Origin of the sequence: Enterococcus infantis (assembly GCF_049166715.1) — a bacterium.
In the GTDB taxonomy this organism is placed as follows: Bacteria; Bacillota; Bacilli; order Lactobacillales; family Enterococcaceae; genus Enterococcus_C; species Enterococcus_C leclercqii.
In genome coordinates, this window is the sequence record NZ_JBMHFB010000004.1 from 166,495 (window position 1) to 184,044 (window position 17,550).

Sequence of the window (17,550 nt, forward strand, 5' to 3'; positions counted from 1 at the left end):
GAAAAGATAGCAGGTAGTTGAATTCAATTTTTGCAGAGCACCAGTCAGTTTGTGAGCTTGAATGCCTTTTCCTAACGTAGATAATAGACATATATCAAAAAAAGAAAGTTGGTTTGAAATGACGTTAGGTATTTCGTTATATCCAGAGAAAACAAGCTTTGAAGAAGATAAAGATTACATTCGAAGAGCCTTCAAATTGGGCTATCGACGTGTTTTTACAAGTTTGTTGGAGATAGAAGGAGACACTGAGGAGGTAATGAATTCTTTTTCTAACACAGTAAAATTTGCAAAAGAAATTGGCATGGACGTGGTGGTAGATATTAATCCACAAATTATGAAGCAATTAGCGATCTCTTATGATGATTTATCTTTTTTCGCTGATTTGGGTGCGTATGCTATTCGATTGGATATGGGCTTTACTGGTCGAGAAGAAGCAGAGATGACAAGAAATCCATACGGAATCAAGATAGAAGTAAATATGAGTATCGGGACGAAGTATATCGACAACATCATGTCATTCTCACCAGATAGAAAAAATCTAATTGGCTCACATAATTTTTATCCAATGGAATTTTCTGGTCTTAGTGAAAGTCACTTTGAGAAATGCACGAGCCAATTTAGAAACTATCAAATTGAAACAGCTGCATTTATTACAAGCAAAAAAGGAAAAATTGGTCCGTGGCCCCTTCAAGATGGGCTGTGTACTTTGGAGCAACATCGTACACAATCCGTCATAAGCCAAATAATGTATTACAAACTAGTGGATTCAATTAACACAATTATCATTGGAAATGCCTATGCCAGCCAAGCTGAGTTAGAAGCAATTGCTGCGGTGTATTTTGCCACACATCCTAGCTTTTCAGTTGTACTAAATGACAACCTAACGAAAATTGAGAAAGCCATTATTCTTGATGAGCTTCATAGCTTTCGCGGAGATCGGTCAGATTTTTTACTACGTTCGAGTCTGCCGAGATTCAAATATAAAAAAGAAGCGATTTCATCTAAAGATAACCGCGACTTAAAAAAAGGGGATATTGCGATTGCAAATAATCACTTTGGTCAGTATAAAGGCGAGCTTCATATTGCTCTGAAAGATATAGCAAATGATAAAGGTCGTTACAATTATGTAGGAACTTTGACACCAGAAGCGTTCAGCTTACTAGATAAATTACAGCCATGGTCAAAATTTAGGCTGTCTGAAGGAGAATAAATGATGGATTATACAAATTTAGCAAAAGAAATTTTAAAAGGTGTTGGGGGAAAAGAAAATATTAACGATGTTTTCCATTGTGCAACACGATTAAGATTTCGTTTAAAAGATGAGGCTATTGCTGACACAGCTAGTCTGAAAGGAAACAAAAACATTATCCAGGTTGTTCAGAACAGTGGTCAGTACCAAGTGGTAATTGGAAATGAGGTTGGCGCTGTGTATGATGCACTGGCTTCTGAACTTGGAACAATGACAGATACACCGGAACAATCGGAAAAGCAGGGCATCATTTCGGCATTTATTGATGTTATTTCAGCCATATTCACCCCGTTTTTAACGATTCTTGCTGGCACTGGGGTACTAAAAGGATTGCTTAGTCTGGTAATTTTTATTGAACCATCATTTGAGAGTACAGGAACCTATCTGATTTTGAATGCAGCCGGCGATGCTTTTTTCAAATTCTTGCCCATCGCAATTGCTTTTACGGCAGCGAAAAAATTTCAGACAAATCAGTATCTGGCAATGGCACTAGCAATGGCGATGGTCTATCCATTGAGTACAACAGAAGGGTTGACATTTTTGGGTATTCCTGTTGTTTATGGTGCAGGCTATACGTCAACCGTTTTTCCAATCATTATGGCGGTATTTATCCAGCGCTATGTAGAGAGCTTTTTTAAAAGATTCATGCCAAAATTCCTAATCTTCGGGGTTACTTTGTGTACATTAGTAGTCATGGTGCCATTAACCTACCTGCTGATTGGTCCACTGGGGTCGATCATTGGCTCGGTCCTTAGTAAGGGAGTCAACGGACTTTATGGCTTTAGCCCGGTATTAACAGGACTCGTATTAGGAGGACTGTGGCAAATTCTTGTTATTTTTGGAATGCATTGGGGCTTTATTCCGTTAACCTTACTAAACTTTGCTACCCTCGGTTATGATGTAATGTTGCCGATGGTAATTATGGGAGTATTGGCGCAGGCGGGGGCTTCATTAGGCGTATTTATCAAAGCAAAAGACAAAAATTTGAAAAGTATGGCCCTTTCAGGATGCATTACTGCCATATTTGGAATCACTGAACCGACTGTGTATGGTGTGACGTTGCCACTGAGAAAACCATTTATTGCGGCCTCGATTGGTGGTGCATTAGGTGGCGGATTCGTTGCTTTTATGGAGGTGAAATCCTTTGCATTCAGTAGTAGTATTTTAGCAATTCCTAATATGATTGGTAGAAATGGGGTAGCTTCCAGCGCAGTAATGGGTGTGATTGGAATTAGTATCGCCTTTCTAGCTGCAGCTATTTTAACAGTCTTATTTGGCTTCAATGAAACAAAAGAAGATCAAATGGTGGATGTCTCATTGGGAGATAACGAGTATGGAAAACAAGTTTCTACTTTGCCTACATCAGAAATCATTATTAATTCACCACTATCCGGTGAGTTGATTTCATTGAAAGACATTCCTGATCCCGTGTTTTCTTCTGGAGCAATGGGGAAAGGCATAGGCATTCTTCCCAGTCTTGGCAAAGTCAGTGCGCCATTTTCTGGAGAAGTTACTATGTTATTTTCTTCGAACCATGCGATTGGACTAAAATCAGACGATGGAGTTGAATTGTTGATCCATATTGGGTTGGATACAGTCGAATTAGGAGGAAAAGGGTTCGAACCATTAGTAAAGCAGGGGGATCGCGTTGTAGCGGGGCAAGAGTTATTAAAATTTGATAGAGAGCGGATTGAAGAATTGGGCAAGAGTGTGATTTCACCAGTAATCATCACGAACTCTGGAAATTATGAATCTATCGTAGTTTTGGGTAGTCAGCTGATTCAACTTGGTGATCCCATTTTTTCATTGAAAGGTTGATTCTTCGTTTCAAATAAAAAAATAGCCAAAGAAAATTGCCAGAGTAAATGTCTGGCAATTTTCTTATGCATGAAGGTTTGTAAACAACAACTTCTCAATTAGGCGATTTAAATCTTCCCAGTTTCTATCACTGAAATAATCAGAAAAGCAAACGACATTTTTTATGTTTTTAGGAGTAGCGGCGATAGTAGTTACTAAAATTGCAGTATCTTCTACTTTTTGACTTTCAATATCCATTAAAGGGATGCAGCGAATATTGTGACGACAGTACCGTTCAAGTTCTCTTTTGATAAAAAGTGCATGCTCAATATCCGTGTCCAATAATAAATATAGTTTTGTAGGTTGTTCAAAAGCGGAAAGCTGATCAAATAATTCATACCAGTGTGTCAAAAGAATATACAAAAGCTCATCAGTTTCGACACGAGATAAGCTGACTTCAACCAAATCGTTTAGAAACGGAACCAAGAAGTTTTTTATGTGAGGATAACGTTTAGTTAAAGAGTTGGTAAAGCGCTCTCTGCGATCGTATAAAATAAAACTCCGCTTGTTTTGAAAATGTAAAATATTATAGAAATCAATGGTCAGTAATTCCCTGACAGTATCAGATAAAGGCGCATCTAATCGTATTGAGATACTTGTTAAGACGCTCTGAATTCGATTAATCGAAGCTAAACCAGCATTGGTTTGGCTGATGATTTCAATCATATCTTCATAGCTATAAAAATAGTAATTATTATTTAGTTGGTAAAACAGGTCGTTGAGAACTTCAGGAGTAAAAGGGAGTGCAAATACGCTTTGAAACATTTCGACAAATTGTCTATCTTCAAATAGTTTGCTTTCTTGGAATTTCGCTTCTTTAACTGCAACAGTATGGCCATATCTCACACGATAGGCATTAATGTAAAGCCAGCGCATATATTTTTGTAATTGATTTTGATAGATCTTGACTCCTTTTTCTTCGAATAATACAACAACTAATTTTCTTAAAACTTGGCTTTCACTGTTTGTCATAAATTCTATTCCAAAATATTTTTCATCATAGAAGAAATTAAGCATTTGTCGAATATTCTCTTCGCCACCCTCAAGCGTATTTTTTATAGGAGATAGAAGAATCCCTTCTTTTTTTAAACCTTTTCGGATGTGAGATAAGGCGCGCTTTATTGTGGAAACACTTACAAAATTGCTGAGGGCAAGTTCCTCAAGAGAGTGGTTTTCTTCAATAAACAATTGTTGTATCAATGAGAACTCAAGACTCTGTTCATAAATTGCTTTGTAAATATATCGAAAAGAAGTGTCATTTGGAATATGCAAAACGACTCCGCCATTACTTGTCGAAATATGAAGTGGTAGATTCAAATTGTTAAATTCCTGTATATAGTTTGAAAGCGTTCGTATTGACATTTTTAGGGTCTCGCTAAGCTGCTCCAAAGAGACCTTTTCACGATAGTTATTGAGTTCTTCTAAAAACAAAAGCATTCTTAAATCGTGTTTTGATAATATCTCTCGCATCATTTATCCCACCTAGTATGGTTATTCAGTATTTCAAAAGGAAAGCAGCTGCAAACCTGTCTTTTTGAAGGGCCTTAACAATAGCATAGCGTAAAAAAGGGTACAAACAGGATTCTATCATACTTGAAAATATGATAGTTAAAAAACGCAGTGTTTTTTTGAAGAGGAAGATTTAAAGTGCTCGATAAGGTTACGTAAAATTATAAAAGGCGGGGTGTCGCTGTAAATTAGTGGGCTTTTCTTAAAAGTGTAAAAATCTTTTTTTATGCTGGTAAAAAGGAATCTGGTTTCTGATAGATAAGCCTGAAATAACACTTTTTTAATTAAGAATATACAATTACTAATTGATTGGATATATTTTTAGGAAAATAGGAAATGATAGCTTCAAAGTTCATTACTGAACCAGTCATTAGATCCTATAATTGAAACGGTGATGGCGGGAGAGCAAAGGGGGTGTTAAAATTTTGAGATTTACCAAAATAGAATCTGCTTGTGGTTGATATTTCGTAATCTTCGCGGCAGGAGAGGGCTGTAACATGAATCATTTTTAAGCGGTAAATGGCGAAGATTTGATTATCTAAGTAAGAAAATGCACACGATAAATAGTTGCTGAGGCTGTGGAAGAAACATGACCCTACGTATAATGAAAGGTGCATATCACTGACTTTCCACGATGAAAACAAGAAAGTCAACCTCTGAATTTTTTTAACAATGAAAAGACAAGTCACTTTCATTTTGTTATGAAAGTGACTTGTCTTTTGCGGTCTACGTTTGGTAGTGTTCCGCTTTGGGGAAAATTGACCAGGCTGTTGGCACAGTTTCTTCCAAACTATTTAGAGCTGTTTACTTTCGCCAGAAATGTTAGCGAAAACGTGGAAGGCCGGAATCGAACCGACACCTCGTTGTTGAAAGAAGCGTTGCGCTCTTTCCGGAGTGAAACGCCAAGTTCATCCACAACTACAGAATAGCCGACACCTTTTGAGACTTCGAGAAAAGCAGGTGAAAGAACTGTGAAGAGTTGTGAATTAACTGAGAAGATAACCACGTTGTATTTGTACAAAAAAATCCTGCCAAAGTCGTGTGCAGGATCTTTGAGACGAGCGACTGCGTTTTTGTACCAATAAAACTCGCTGCAAATTTGCTATAGACAATGGAATAGTCGTTCTAAGGGTCAATTCCAATTAGTTAGCTGACTTGCTTTTGAGATTCCTTCAACCTTGCGTGAAAAAACCGCTGGGGGCATCGCTGGTATCAATCATGATGTTTTTAGTTTGTGAATAGGCTTGTAAAATGGATTTATAAGTTTCGCGACCAATCCCTGATTTCTTATAACCGCCGAAAGGAGCACCCGCAGGAATTTGATTGTAGGTGTTGACCCAAACACGACCAGTTTCAAGAGCGCGGCTGACTTTTAATGCGGTACTTAAATTAGTGGTCCAGACGCCGCCACCCAAGCCGTACTCAGAGTCATTTGCCATTTTGATTACTTCTTCAATCGTGTCAAACTTAATAACCACAGCCACAGGACCGAAGATTTCTTCTTGTGCGACTCGCATATCATTGGTGACATTGGTAAGAAGTGTCGGCTCTACAAAACAGCCTTTATCTAAACCATCTTTATTGATGCGCTTGCCACCAGCGCTAACTTGGGCGCCTTCTTGTTTGCCAATCTCAATATAATTCAAAATAGTTTCCACTTGTCGTTCATTGATTTGGGCGCCCATCTGAACATCTTCCCAAGGCAGGCCGACTCTGACTTTGTTAAATGCAGAAGCCAAACGTTCAACAAAGCGATCATAGATACCCGACTGAACAAAAATTCTGGAGCCGGCACAGCAAACTTGTCCTTGATTAAACAAAATTCCCAGTTGTGCGCCGTCGATAGCTTTTTCAAAAGGCATATCGTCAAAAAAGATATTTGCCGATTTACCGCCTAGTTCTAAAGTAGACGGAATCAGGCGTTGGGCAGCAGCTTGAGCCACATTATAGCCAATTTCGGTTGAGCCGGTAAAGGCCAATTTGTCGAAGCCTTCGTGATGAAGCATATATTCTCCTGATTTTGAGCCGCGACCAGTGATGACGTTTAGTACGCCTTTGGGCAAAATATCTTGAATCAAGCGGGCAAACTCCAAAATGCTCAATGAGGTCGAAGAAGAAGGGTGGATAACAATGGTGTTGCCAGCCGCCAAAGCAGGGGCAACTTTCCAAGCTGCCATCAGAAAAGGAAAGTTCCATGGAATAATCTGGCCAACAACACCAATGGGTTCTCTAAGATTGATGCTTAGCATATCTTCAGTGATTTGCTGAGCGGTGCCTTCTTCAGAGCGGATGACTCCGGCAAAATAACGGAAGTGATCGGCAGAGTAGGGAATGTCGATGGCTTTGGTCTCTCGAAGTGGTTTTCCGTTATCTAATGTTTCTACTAGTGCGAAGTGTTCGGCATTTTCTTCGATGACATCGGCAATTGCCAATAGAAGACGGCTTCGCTCCTCCAAACCGATTTTACGCCAGGCAGGTAAAGCTTCTCGAGCAGCTTTTACGGCCGCATCAACATCTTCACTAGTGGCATCGATGAATTTTGCTAAAACTTCGCCATCTGCTGGACTAACAGCTTCTAAGAGTATTCCATCGGTGCCATCTGTCCATTCGCCGTTAATGAATAAACCATACTGATTTTGTAGTTTACTGCTGTTATGCATCTGTAGCATCTCCTTTTTAACTGTTATAGTACATATGAATTATAGCGTTTTCATAGTTGAAATCAAGAGTGAAGAGAATTGAAAAACGTTTATCGATTAAAAAGAAACGGTGACATTTTGAATTAAGTGGTGTATTAACAAAGCCAAAGGTGACTATAAATAACTATATTTGAAATAAAAATAATTTTTGTGACCTAAATAAAAGTTTGTCTCTGTTGATATCTTCTGTTCATTCTCCATTCGTTTAAAAGCGGCCGAAAATTCAATAAGAAGGAAAATAAATGTAGCAAAGAAATAGTCATGTGGGGTGTGTTTACTTAAGGCAAGATCGTATCTAAGGAAAGAAAGCATCGGAGTCTCTTTGGCGGCAAAGAGTAGGGAGTAGCAAAGTCAGTTGGTAATTGCAGCTGTTACTGAGTATAGGCGAGCATTCAGGGATCAGGAAAAGTGGATGACGCTGACTCTTGCACAATAGAATAAAGTCAGTTGGCATTTGAAATGTTTAACAGCGAAAAAAAGCAACTTCTGCTCGTTGACGGAAGTTGCTTTTCTTGAGTTACGTTTAGTAATGTTCGCTCGAAGGATGGTGACGGGATAATCGTCACAACCCCTTTCATTTTAGTCTGCGATGTAATTGTAGAGGGTGTATTTTGAGATGTTAAAGAATTTTGAAATCTTATCGCCACTCTTTGTGATCAGGAAGGCTCCTTTTTTATTCAAGAATTGGATGGCCTTGATTTTGTCATCTTTTGTCATCATTGCAACTGGCTTGCCGACAATCTTGACAGATTCCATAATTAATTCATCCAATAGTTCATTGACATCTTTAGGAATGAAATCGGGATCTGCGGTTTTCTCGTCTTCGGCTGTAGCCGTTAGTTTTTTGATGGCATTTTCAGCCGCATAGAGTGAGGAGGTATCAAAGTTAATAGAAAAGATACATTCCAGTTGACCTTCCCCGTTTTTGAAGTAAACAGTTGAAGATTTGAGAACTCGACCGTCATGAGTTCTGGTTAAATAGTTGAAACGATCCTGCAGTTCTGCGGGATCTTTTTTCATTGTATCCAGCACGACTTGTGAAGGACCGTCACCAATATGACGGGCAGTGACATGCCCGTTTTCAATGGAGATAATAGAATGATCCATATCCTCAGGATCGATTTTATGGATCACTACTTCACAATCCTCACCGAATTGAGTAGCAATCGCTTTACCGACTTGCTTCAAAAAATCCAAATTTTTGTCCGATAACATAACTTGACCTCCAATGACTGTAAATAGCGCCGTATCAGCGTTTTTTCCAAATTATCATAGCATTTTTGATAGCGTTTTACAAATTTACCAAAAATATTTTTTAGTACCCCTTTTTATTTTTTAGGTTCAGTGCTATACTATGTTGTGAAAAGAGATACAGATTATCGATAAAGCGGGAAAAGCTTGACGGACTGCGCTTTGATCAAAAAATGATTCGCACCTCTTTGTTCTTCATTATAACAAATAGGTATAAAATTAGGCAAAAGTTGAAAGCGGTTCCTGGCTTAAAAAAAGCAAAAAAACTAAAAAATTTTTAGCTTTCCATCAGAAAGCTTTTGAAATGGAGGAAAAAATACATGTTGTTGATTGGAAATGGGAATTTGATCACGCGACAAAAGGAAAAGGCTTTCATTGAAAATGGTGCCGTGGCTATTGACGGCAATCAAATCAAAGAGGTAGGGAAAACCGAAGAGTTGAAAGGAAAATATCCTGATGCCGAGTATATCGATGCCCAAGGCGGCGTAATCATGCCGGGCTTCATCAATATGCATAATCACATCTATTCCAGCTTTGCCCGAGGATTGAGCATCAACGGCTACCATCCGAAAAACTTCATGGATATCTTAGCGGGCCAATGGTTCAAACTGGACAGTAAGATGGACAATCATACGACTTATCATAGTGGCCGCGTTGCTTATCTGGACAGTGTAAAAAATGGTGTCACGACGATGTTCGATCACCAAGCAAGCTATGGTGAGATTGACGGTAGCTTGGACATGCTGTCAAAAGCAGCTGACGAGTTCGGTGTACGGACTTGTCTGTGTTATGAAGTTAGTGATCGTCACGGCGAGGAGCAGGCACAAAAAGCCATCGATGAAAATATTCGTTTCATTAAAGAAGTAGCAAAACGAAATGATGATATGCAATACGCAATGATGGGGATGCATGCGGCGTTTACATTGTCAGATGCGACAATCACAAAAGCGCGGGAAGTGACACCGGAAAATGTCGGCTTCCATATCCATGTGGCAGAAGACCTTGCAGATGTACAGGATTCTCTTCACAAGTACAACAAGCCAATTATCAATCGCTTGTTTGATTTAGGAATTATGGGAGAAAAATCAATGGTTGCCCATTGCATCTACATCAATCCTCATGAAATGAAATTAATCAAAGATACCGATACGATGGTAGTTACCAATCCAGAATCCAATATGGGAAATGCAGTAGGTTGCCCACCGGTACTGCGAATGTTTAATGAGTTTGATATTTTATGCGGCTTAGGCACAGACGGGTACACCAACGATGTGACAGAGTCTTACAAAGTAGGCAATATTATCCACAAACATCACTTGGCAGATCCAAATGCTGGCTGGACAGAAATTCCGGCAATGCTGTTTGACAATAACGCTCAAATGGCTAACCGTTATTTTAACACTAAGCTTGGGGTTCTTGAACCAGGTGCTGCCGCCGACGTAATTGTCTTAGATTATTATGCGCCGACACCGATGACCGAAAATAACTTCAATAGTCATATCCTTTTTGGAATGAACGGTAAAGATGTTCGAGACACAATTATTAACGGTCAAGTCAAGATGCGCAATCGGGAAGTGTTGGGAGTAGACCAAGGGGAAGTTTACGCGCATGCTCGAGAAGAAGCTCAAAAATTATGGGATCGGATTAACGCTTAAAAAGAACTAAAGAAGACGAAGACGCCGGCAGGGGAAAGCAAGGCAGCCGGTAAACATCTAACGAGGTGAAACAAATGACGGACATTATGCGCCCAATCTCCATTGAAGCATTGCTTCCTTGGATCATGGAAGAATACAAAAAGAGTAACACGATTTTTGGGGTTCGAAAATTTTTTAAAGCTGAAAAGAATAAAACCATTTCTTTATTTAATGAGCAGATGGAAACGCCTGTCGGACCGGCAGCTGGGCCTCATACCCAGTTGACCCAAAACATTGTTGCTGCTTACCTAACTGGCTCGCGCTTTTTTGAAGTAAAAACAGTTCAAATTCTGGATGGCGAGGATTTGCCGGTATCGAAACCTTGTATTACAGCCCGAGATGAAGCCTATAACTGTGAATGGTCCACAGAACTGCGGGTACCTCAAGCAATGGAAGAATACATCAAAGCTTGGTTCATTTTGAAATTATTGGCAAAAGAGTTTGAACTTGGAGATCCTAATGGTTTCATTTTTAACATGAGTGTCGGATATGATTTGGAAGGGATTAAGACGCCGAAGATTCAAGCCTATATTGATGGTATGCAAGATGCGTCTACGACAGCTGTTTGGGAAAAATGTATTGCTGCAGCAAAGGCTAATCTAGACCTCTTCACTCGGGTAGATGAAAGCTATATCGATCAAATCAGCCCGAAAGTCTCTCATTCGATTACCTTATCCACGTTGCATGGCTGTCCACCAGATGAAATTGAACGAATCGCAGTTCACCTTCTAAAAGACAAAGGATTGAATACCTTTATCAAGTGCAACCCGACGCTGTTGGGCTATGACTATGCTCGTAAAACAATGGATGAGCTTGGCTTTGATTATATGGAGTTCGATGATCATCACTTTAATGAAGATTTACAATTTGAAGATGCTGTCCCAATGCTGCATCGTCTGCAGGAATTGGCCAACAGTAAGCAACTGAACTTTGGTGTCAAAATTACCAATACATTTCCAGTGGATGTTGGGCAAAACGAATTGCCTTCTGAAGAAATGTATATGTCAGGGCGTTCCTTATTCCCATTGTCTGTCATGGTTGCTAAAAAGCTTTCAGATGCGTTCGGTGGCAAATTGCAAATCAGTTACTCCGGCGGTGCGGACATTTTTAATGTAAAAGATCTTTTTGAAGCTGGCATTTGGCCAATTACGGTTGCCACCACGCTGTTGAAACCAGGTGGGTATCAACGGATGAGTCAAGTCGCCAATGTAGTGGCTACGCTTGACTATCCAACGCATGTACAGCTGGATCTGGAAAAACTGACTGCGTTAGTGGAAAAATCTAAGACTCAAGCCCGCTATCAGAAGTCTATCAAGTTGCCGATTTCACCAAAGATTAAAGAAACACTGCCTTTGCTAAATTGCTATACAGCGCCTTGCCGCGGCACTGGTGGTTGTCCTATTGATCAAGATATTCCAGCTTACTTGCGTTATGTAGCAGAAGGTAACTACCTAGAAGCGTTAAAAGTTATTACAGATAAAAATCCGTTGCCTTTCATCACAGGTACGATTTGTGCGCATCCTTGTGAAACCAAATGTACACGACAGTTTTATGAAGGGGCTATTGATATTCGCGGCGTGAAACTGGAAGCAGCTGAACATGCTTACGACGAATTGATGGCTACTATGGTTAAACCAATTTCAGTGCCAGATGCACCGAGGACAGCAGTTGTTGGTGGGGGACCAGCGGGGATTTCGGCAGGTTACTTGTTGGCTCGGGAAGGTTTCCCTGTCACTGTATTTGAAAAAGATCAAACAATTGGTGGTGTCTGCAGTCAGATCGTTCCTGAATTCCGTATTTCGATGGAAAGCGTGCAACACGATGTGGATTTGGCGAAATTTATGGGGGCTGAGTTCAAATGTGGACAAGCGGCACCAAGTCTAGAAGAGCTGAAAGAGCAAGGCTTCGACAATGTCATTTACGCTATCGGTGCTTGGAAACACAACAACTTGAAACTGGCCGCAGGTGAAGCCATCAACTCCTTGGAATTTTTGCAAGCTTGCCGTAAAAATCCAAATACTAACCCATATGGCGAAGAAATCGTCGTTATCGGTGGCGGAAATACAGCGATGGATTGTGCTCGTGCAGCCAAACATCTGCCGGGCGTTAAAAATGTTTCTCTGGTTTATCGTCGGGACAAACGCAATATGCCTGCCGATGAAGAAGAGCTGTACATGGCATTGGAAGATGGTGTCACCTTCCGCGAATTGTTGGCTCCAATTGGCTTAGAAAACGGCCAGCTGAAATGTGAGGTCATGAAATTAGGGGCCCGTGATGCTTCAGGACGTAAAAAACCGGAAGCAACTGGTGAATTTGTTGAAGTACCAGCGACTACCGTGGTGTCTGCCATTGGTGAAAAAGTGGACGATACTTTCTTTAATGCAATCGGTATCCAGACAGACAATCGCGGACGGGTAATTGTTGATCGGGACACGCTGCAAACGAACTTGGACAATGTTTTTGTTGTGGGGGATGCCAATCGCGGACCAGCAACCATTGTTGAAGCTATCGCGGATGCGACCAAAGCCTGCAATGCAATTACAGAAGTTCATAACAAAAATTTTGAAAGAGCCAATCAAAACATTGATCGCCGTATTCCACGAGCGAAACGAGGAATCCTGGTTACTGATGACACACCAATGACCCAAGCTGAACGCTGTCTGGAATGCTCAACGATTTGTGAATCTTGTGTGGACGTTTGTCCGAACCGTGCCAATGTCGTAATCAATGTCAACGATGATCCACAGATTTTGCATATCGACCGGATGTGTAATGAATGTGGCAACTGTGAAACCTTCTGTCCATATTCTTCAGCTCCTTATAAAGACAAGTTCACGTTATTCAACTCAGAAGCTGATTTTTATGACAGCACCAATGAAGGGTTTTATACCATTGATGCAGCAGCACAGAAAGTACTCCTGCGCTATAAAGGACAGACTGCTACCATTACCCTTTCTGAGCCGAACATGGATATTCCCAATGGTCTGTTGGACTTCATGGAAACAGTAATCAATGAATACAGCTTTATGCTGGCAAATTGATAGATTCAAATTTGTAGGGAGATTCGAGAGCTCTTCTTGGATCAAAGCCTCACCGAAAAATTGGTAACACATTAGGAAAAACAGAGAATAGCGGGTACCACTGATGTTTTTGTAGTTCCCATCAAACTCTCCCTTTTCATCATGTAACTGCTGTCTCTGATTTTCGTAATTGTTTTATATTGTCAGCTGATCACTCAGCTGCTTTTGCCGAAGATCGGGGCATATCCGGTCGACGACACCGCTAATCGCCTCGCTTGCGATCAACTACTAAAATTTAAGGCGCGCACATCCCAACAAGGCGCCAGACAATAGGAGGAATGCAGGTTGGATAAGATCAAATGGGTGAAAAACGAGATGCCTAAAACCAATGACAAGTATTTGCCGTTGATGGATGAAGGTAACATGAAAAAAGCTCGTAGTTTTCATCAAAGTTTTCCGCAATACAATGAAACACCATTGGCTGACTTGAAGCAAATGGCTGGCTTACTGGGACTGAAGGATTTTTTTGTTAAAGATGAATCCTATCGTTTCGGTCTAAATGCTTTTAAAGTGTTGGGAGGCTCCTACGCTATCGCCAATTACATCGCCGAAGAAACCGGCAAAGATGTAGCAGAATTGGACTATGATACCTTGACCTCACCGCAATTGAAAGAAGAGTTCGGACAAGCGACATTCTTTACAGCAACCGACGGCAACCACGGCCGAGGCGTCGCTTGGGCAGCGAATAAACTCGGACAAAAATCAGTTGTGTTGATGCCAAAAGGGTCTGCAAAGAGTCGTTTTGACAACATCGCCAAAGAAGGCGCCCAAGTTACTATTGAAGACGTCAATTATGATGAATGTGTGCGAATGGCCAATAAAATGGCGGAAGAAACAGATCATGGCGTCATGGTACAAGATACGGCTTGGGAAGGCTATGAGAAGATTCCGACTTGGATTATGCAAGGTTACGGAACAATGGCTTCTGAAGCAGGGGAACAATTGGCCGCTCAAGGCAAACGACCAACTCATATTTTCGTTCAAGCGGGTGTGGGTTCTTTAGCCGGAGCTGTTATCGGGTATTTCAGCAATCTTTACAAAGAAAATCCACCAAAAATGATCGTAATGGAAGCACAAGCGGCAGATTGTCTGTATAAATCCGCTCTTGGCAAAGATGGTAAGATTCGTTTTGTTGAAGGCGATCTGCAAACAATCATGGCTGGTTTAGCTTGTGGCGAACCAAATACGATTTCATTTGATATTTTGGAAAATCACGTTGATGCTTTCGTCTCTTGTCCTGACTGGGTAGCCGCAAAAGGAATGCGTATGTTGGCGGCGCCTCTTAAAGGAGATGATCAAGTCATCTCTGGTGAGTCCGGTGCTGTGGGAATGGGACTAGTTGCAACATTGATGCAAGATCCAGAATACGCCGATTTGAAAGATTTCTTAGGTTTAAACAAGGATTCAGAGGTTTTGATGTTCTCAACTGAAGGAGACACCGATCCTGAAAATTATAAACACATTGTGTGGGGGGACTAATAAAATGGAATTCGAAGCAATAAAAAAAGCAGCAGCTGGTTATGAAAAAGACATGGTCAAATTCTTGCGGGATTTGGTACGTATCCCTGGAGAATCTTCCGGTGAAGGTGACAAACTGAACCGCGCCAAAGAAGAAATGGAAAAACTCGGCTTTGACAAAGTGGAGTTTGACAAACAAGGGAACTTGTTGGGCTATATGGGAACTGGTAAACGTTTGGTAGCATTTGACGGACATATGGATACAGTTGCCATTGGTGAAATTAAAAACTGGAATTTTGATCCATATGAAGGCTACGAAAACGAAACTGAAATCGGTGGCCGCGGGACTTCTGACCAAGAAGGTGGGATTGTTTCAGCCGTTTACGGTGCGAAAATCATGAAAGATTTGGGCCTGTTGAATGATGAATACACAGTTTTAGTCACTGCAACTGTCCAAGAAGAAGACTGTGACGGCTTGTGCTGGCAATATATCATCAAAGAAGACGGTATTCGTCCTGAGTTTGTTGTTTCAACTGAACCAACTGACGGCGGGATTTACCGTGGACAACGGGGACGTATGGAAATCCGCATCGATGTTAAAGGTGTTTCTTCTCACGGTTCTGCACCCGAACGTGGAGACAACGCCATCTACAAAATGGCAGATATCTTAAATGACGTGCGGGCGTTAAACAACAATGGCTATACAGAATCTACTTCAATCATCGGATTGGAAAAGATGCTCCATGAAAAATGGAACCCTGAACATTGGGAAGAAGCCCGTTTCTTGGGACGTGGGACAGTGACTACTTCTCAAATTTACTTCTCCTCTCCATCTCGTTGTGCGGTTGCTGATGGTTGTTCTGTTTCATTGGACCGTCGGATGACTGCCGGCGAAACTTGGGAAAGCTGTTTGGAAGAAATTCGCCAATTGCCAGCTGTTAAGAAATATGGGGAAGATGTTGTCGTATCCATGTATGACTACGATCGTCCAAGCTACACTGGTATGGTATATCCTATCGAATGCTACTTCCCAACTTGGGTAATTCCGGAAGACCACGAAGTAACCAAAGCATTGATGGAAGTTCACCACAACCTGTATGGTGAAAAACGTCAAGGTCCAGCTACTCAACTTAAGATGCGTGAAGCACGTCCATTGTTGGATAAATGGACATTCTCTACAAACGGTGTCTCAATTATGGGTCGCAATGGTATTCCTTGTATCGGATTTGGCCCAGGTGCTGAAGATCAAGCCCATGCACCTAATGAAATTTCTTGGAAAGAAGACTTGGTTCGCTGTGCTGCTGTCTATGCTGCACTGCCAACTGTCTACACCAATAATACTAAGTAATACCCTCGTATGAATCGTTTTTGACGGGAATCGTTTTTTGACTAATCGATGCGGCTTTGTTCGTCCTCTGAAAAGACGACAGGCTTTTCAGAGGACACTATTGATTTCCTCCTAAAAATTAATTATAAGATTGCAACATCTTTTGTCTTTAACGAAACCAGTCCCAATTATTTATAATACTTACTGATGAAGGAGCTACTAAACATGGCAGATTTTAAAGAACTGGTAAATGCAATTGACAAAAAAGATACTTCTAAAATGTATCAAAACGACTTTATGCAAACGTGGAAAAAGTCAGACGATGAAATTCGTGCAACCTTAGCAACTGCTGATGCTTTGCGCAGTTTGCGTGAACGCAATATTTCAACTAAGATTTTTGATTCTGGACTAGGAGTATCTATTTTCCGAGACAATTCAACTCGTACGCGCTTTTCATTTGCCTCTGCGTGTAACATGCTAGGTTTGGCGATCCAAGACTTGGACGAAAAAAAATCACAAATTTCTCATGGTGAAACTGTTCGTGAAACAGCGACTATGATCTCATTCATGGCAGATGTTATCGGTATCCGAGACGACATGTACATCGGTAAAGGTGCTGCCTATATGGAAGAAGTCATTGAATCTGTTAAAGAAAGCCATCGTGATGGTATTTTGGAACAGCGCCCAATTCTAGTTGACTTGCAAGATGATGAAGACCATCCGACTCAAGCTTTAGCTGATTTAAACCACATTATCCATGAAGTAGGCGGCATCGAAAACTTGAAGGGTAAAAAAATCGTCATGTCATGGGCATATTCACCGTCTTATGGTAAACCATTGTCTGTAGCTCAAGGAACCATTGGCTTGATGACCCGCTTTGGGGCAGATGTCGTCTTGGCCCATCCAGAAGGCTATGAAGTAATGCCAGAAGTCGAAGAAATTGCTAAAAAATACGCTGAAGAATCCGGTGGTTCTTATGCTCGGACAAATGACATGAAAGAAGCATTTACCGACGCAGATGTTGTTATCTGTAAGAGCTGGGCACCATTTGAAGCGATGGAAAAACGTACTGAATTGTATGGTCAAGGAGATTTTGATGGCATCGACAAATTGGAACAAGAGTTGTTAGCCGATAACGCAAAATTTAAAGACTGGGCATGTACAGAAGAAATGATGAAACTTACGAAAGATGGCAAAGCATTGTATATGCATCCGCTTCCAGCAGACATCACAGGCGTTTCAGCAGAAGAAGGGGAAGTTGACGCCTCTGTATTTGATCGCTACCGTGACGAATTGTACCGTCAAGCATCAAATAAACCTTACGTAATCGCTGCAATGATCTTCTTGAGCAAATTTAAAGATCCAGCAAAAATGTTGGAACAATTAGAAGCGCGTGGACAAGAACGTACAGTGTCTGAGAAATAAG

The 17,550-nt window shown here is 40.9% G+C and carries 10 protein-coding genes; 7 read left to right on the plus strand and 3 right to left on the minus strand.

Annotated features, from left to right (window positions below):
• The first annotated feature begins 118 nt into the window (after window positions 1-118).
• Complete coding sequence (locus ACOMA8_RS06180) at window positions 119-1,210, plus strand: DUF871 domain-containing protein (protein WP_421369366.1); 1,092 nt, start codon at window positions 119-121, stop codon at window positions 1,208-1,210.
• 3 nt (window positions 1,211-1,213) lie between these two features.
• A complete protein-coding gene (locus ACOMA8_RS06185) occupies window positions 1,214-3,067 on the plus strand; it encodes a beta-glucoside-specific PTS transporter subunit IIABC (protein WP_421369368.1) in 1,854 nt (617 codons plus the stop codon).
• Between the two features lie 63 nt (window positions 3,068-3,130).
• Here ACOMA8_RS06185 and ACOMA8_RS06190 read toward each other — a convergent pair whose 3' ends face one another.
• From ACOMA8_RS06190 to ACOMA8_RS06200, 3 genes are all read right to left on the minus strand, one after another.
• The gene (locus ACOMA8_RS06190; protein WP_421369370.1) at window positions 3,131-4,579 is read right to left on the minus strand and encodes an AcpB/EbpR/MafR family transcriptional regulator; all 1,449 of its coding nucleotides are present in this window, start codon (window positions 4,577-4,579) and stop codon (window positions 3,131-3,133) included.
• 1,208 nt (window positions 4,580-5,787) lie between these two features.
• Complete coding sequence (locus tag ACOMA8_RS06195; RefSeq protein WP_421369372.1) at window positions 5,788-7,275, minus strand: aldehyde dehydrogenase family protein; 1,488 nt, start codon at window positions 7,273-7,275, stop codon at window positions 5,788-5,790.
• A gap of 618 nt (window positions 7,276-7,893) precedes the next feature.
• Entirely contained in the window at window positions 7,894-8,529 is a 636-nt protein-coding gene (locus ACOMA8_RS06200; RefSeq protein WP_161900684.1) for a helix-turn-helix transcriptional regulator, read from the minus strand.
• A 356-nt stretch (window positions 8,530-8,885) separates the two neighbouring features.
• Between ACOMA8_RS06200 and ssnA the strand changes: the two genes are divergently transcribed.
• From ssnA to ygeW, 5 genes are all read left to right on the plus strand, one after another.
• Entirely contained in the window at window positions 8,886-10,220 is a 1,335-nt protein-coding gene (gene ssnA / locus ACOMA8_RS06205) for a putative aminohydrolase SsnA (RefSeq protein WP_421369375.1), read from the plus strand.
• Window positions 10,221-10,294: 74 nt separating this feature from the next.
• Window positions 10,295-13,300: a putative selenate reductase subunit YgfK gene (gene ygfK / locus ACOMA8_RS06210; protein WP_421369377.1), complete on the plus strand. Its 3,006-nt coding sequence runs from the start codon at window positions 10,295-10,297 to the stop codon at window positions 13,298-13,300.
• Window positions 13,301-13,624: 324 nt separating this feature from the next.
• On the plus strand, window positions 13,625-14,818 hold the full coding sequence (gene dpaL, locus ACOMA8_RS06215; protein ID WP_421369379.1) for a diaminopropionate ammonia-lyase: 1,194 nt from the start codon (window positions 13,625-13,627) through the stop codon (window positions 14,816-14,818).
• Window positions 14,819-14,822: 4 nt separating this feature from the next.
• Window positions 14,823-16,145: a YgeY family selenium metabolism-linked hydrolase gene (locus tag ACOMA8_RS06220; RefSeq protein ID WP_161900680.1), complete on the plus strand. Its 1,323-nt coding sequence runs from the start codon at window positions 14,823-14,825 to the stop codon at window positions 16,143-16,145.
• A gap of 204 nt (window positions 16,146-16,349) precedes the next feature.
• Window positions 16,350-17,549 (plus strand): knotted carbamoyltransferase YgeW, encoded by a 1,200-nt coding sequence (ygeW, locus tag ACOMA8_RS06225; protein WP_161900679.1) that lies wholly within the window; start codon window positions 16,350-16,352, stop codon window positions 17,547-17,549.
• Window position 17,550 lies beyond the last annotated feature (1 nt).

Bases quoted from the DNA above. Each gene is read 5' to 3' on its own strand.
- ACOMA8_RS06180 (WP_421369366.1), top strand. From the start codon at position 119: ATGACGTTAGGTATTTCGTTATATCCAGAGAAAACAAGCTTTGAAGAA.
- ACOMA8_RS06185 (WP_421369368.1), top strand. From the start codon at position 1,214: ATGGATTATACAAATTTAGCAAAAGAAATTTTAAAAGGTGTTGGGGGA.
- ACOMA8_RS06190 (WP_421369370.1), bottom strand. From the start codon at position 4,579: ATGATGCGAGAGATATTATCAAAACACGATTTAAGAATGCTTTTGTTT.
- ACOMA8_RS06195 (WP_421369372.1), bottom strand. From the start codon at position 7,275: ATGCATAACAGCAGTAAACTACAAAATCAGTATGGTTTATTCATTAAC.
- ACOMA8_RS06200 (WP_161900684.1), bottom strand. From the start codon at position 8,529: ATGTTATCGGACAAAAATTTGGATTTTTTGAAGCAAGTCGGTAAAGCG.
- ssnA (WP_421369375.1), top strand. From the start codon at position 8,886: ATGTTGTTGATTGGAAATGGGAATTTGATCACGCGACAAAAGGAAAAG.
- ygfK (WP_421369377.1), top strand. From the start codon at position 10,295: ATGACGGACATTATGCGCCCAATCTCCATTGAAGCATTGCTTCCTTGG.
- ACOMA8_RS06220 (WP_161900680.1), top strand. From the start codon at position 14,823: ATGGAATTCGAAGCAATAAAAAAAGCAGCAGCTGGTTATGAAAAAGAC.
- ygeW (WP_161900679.1), top strand. From the start codon at position 16,350: ATGGCAGATTTTAAAGAACTGGTAAATGCAATTGACAAAAAAGATACT.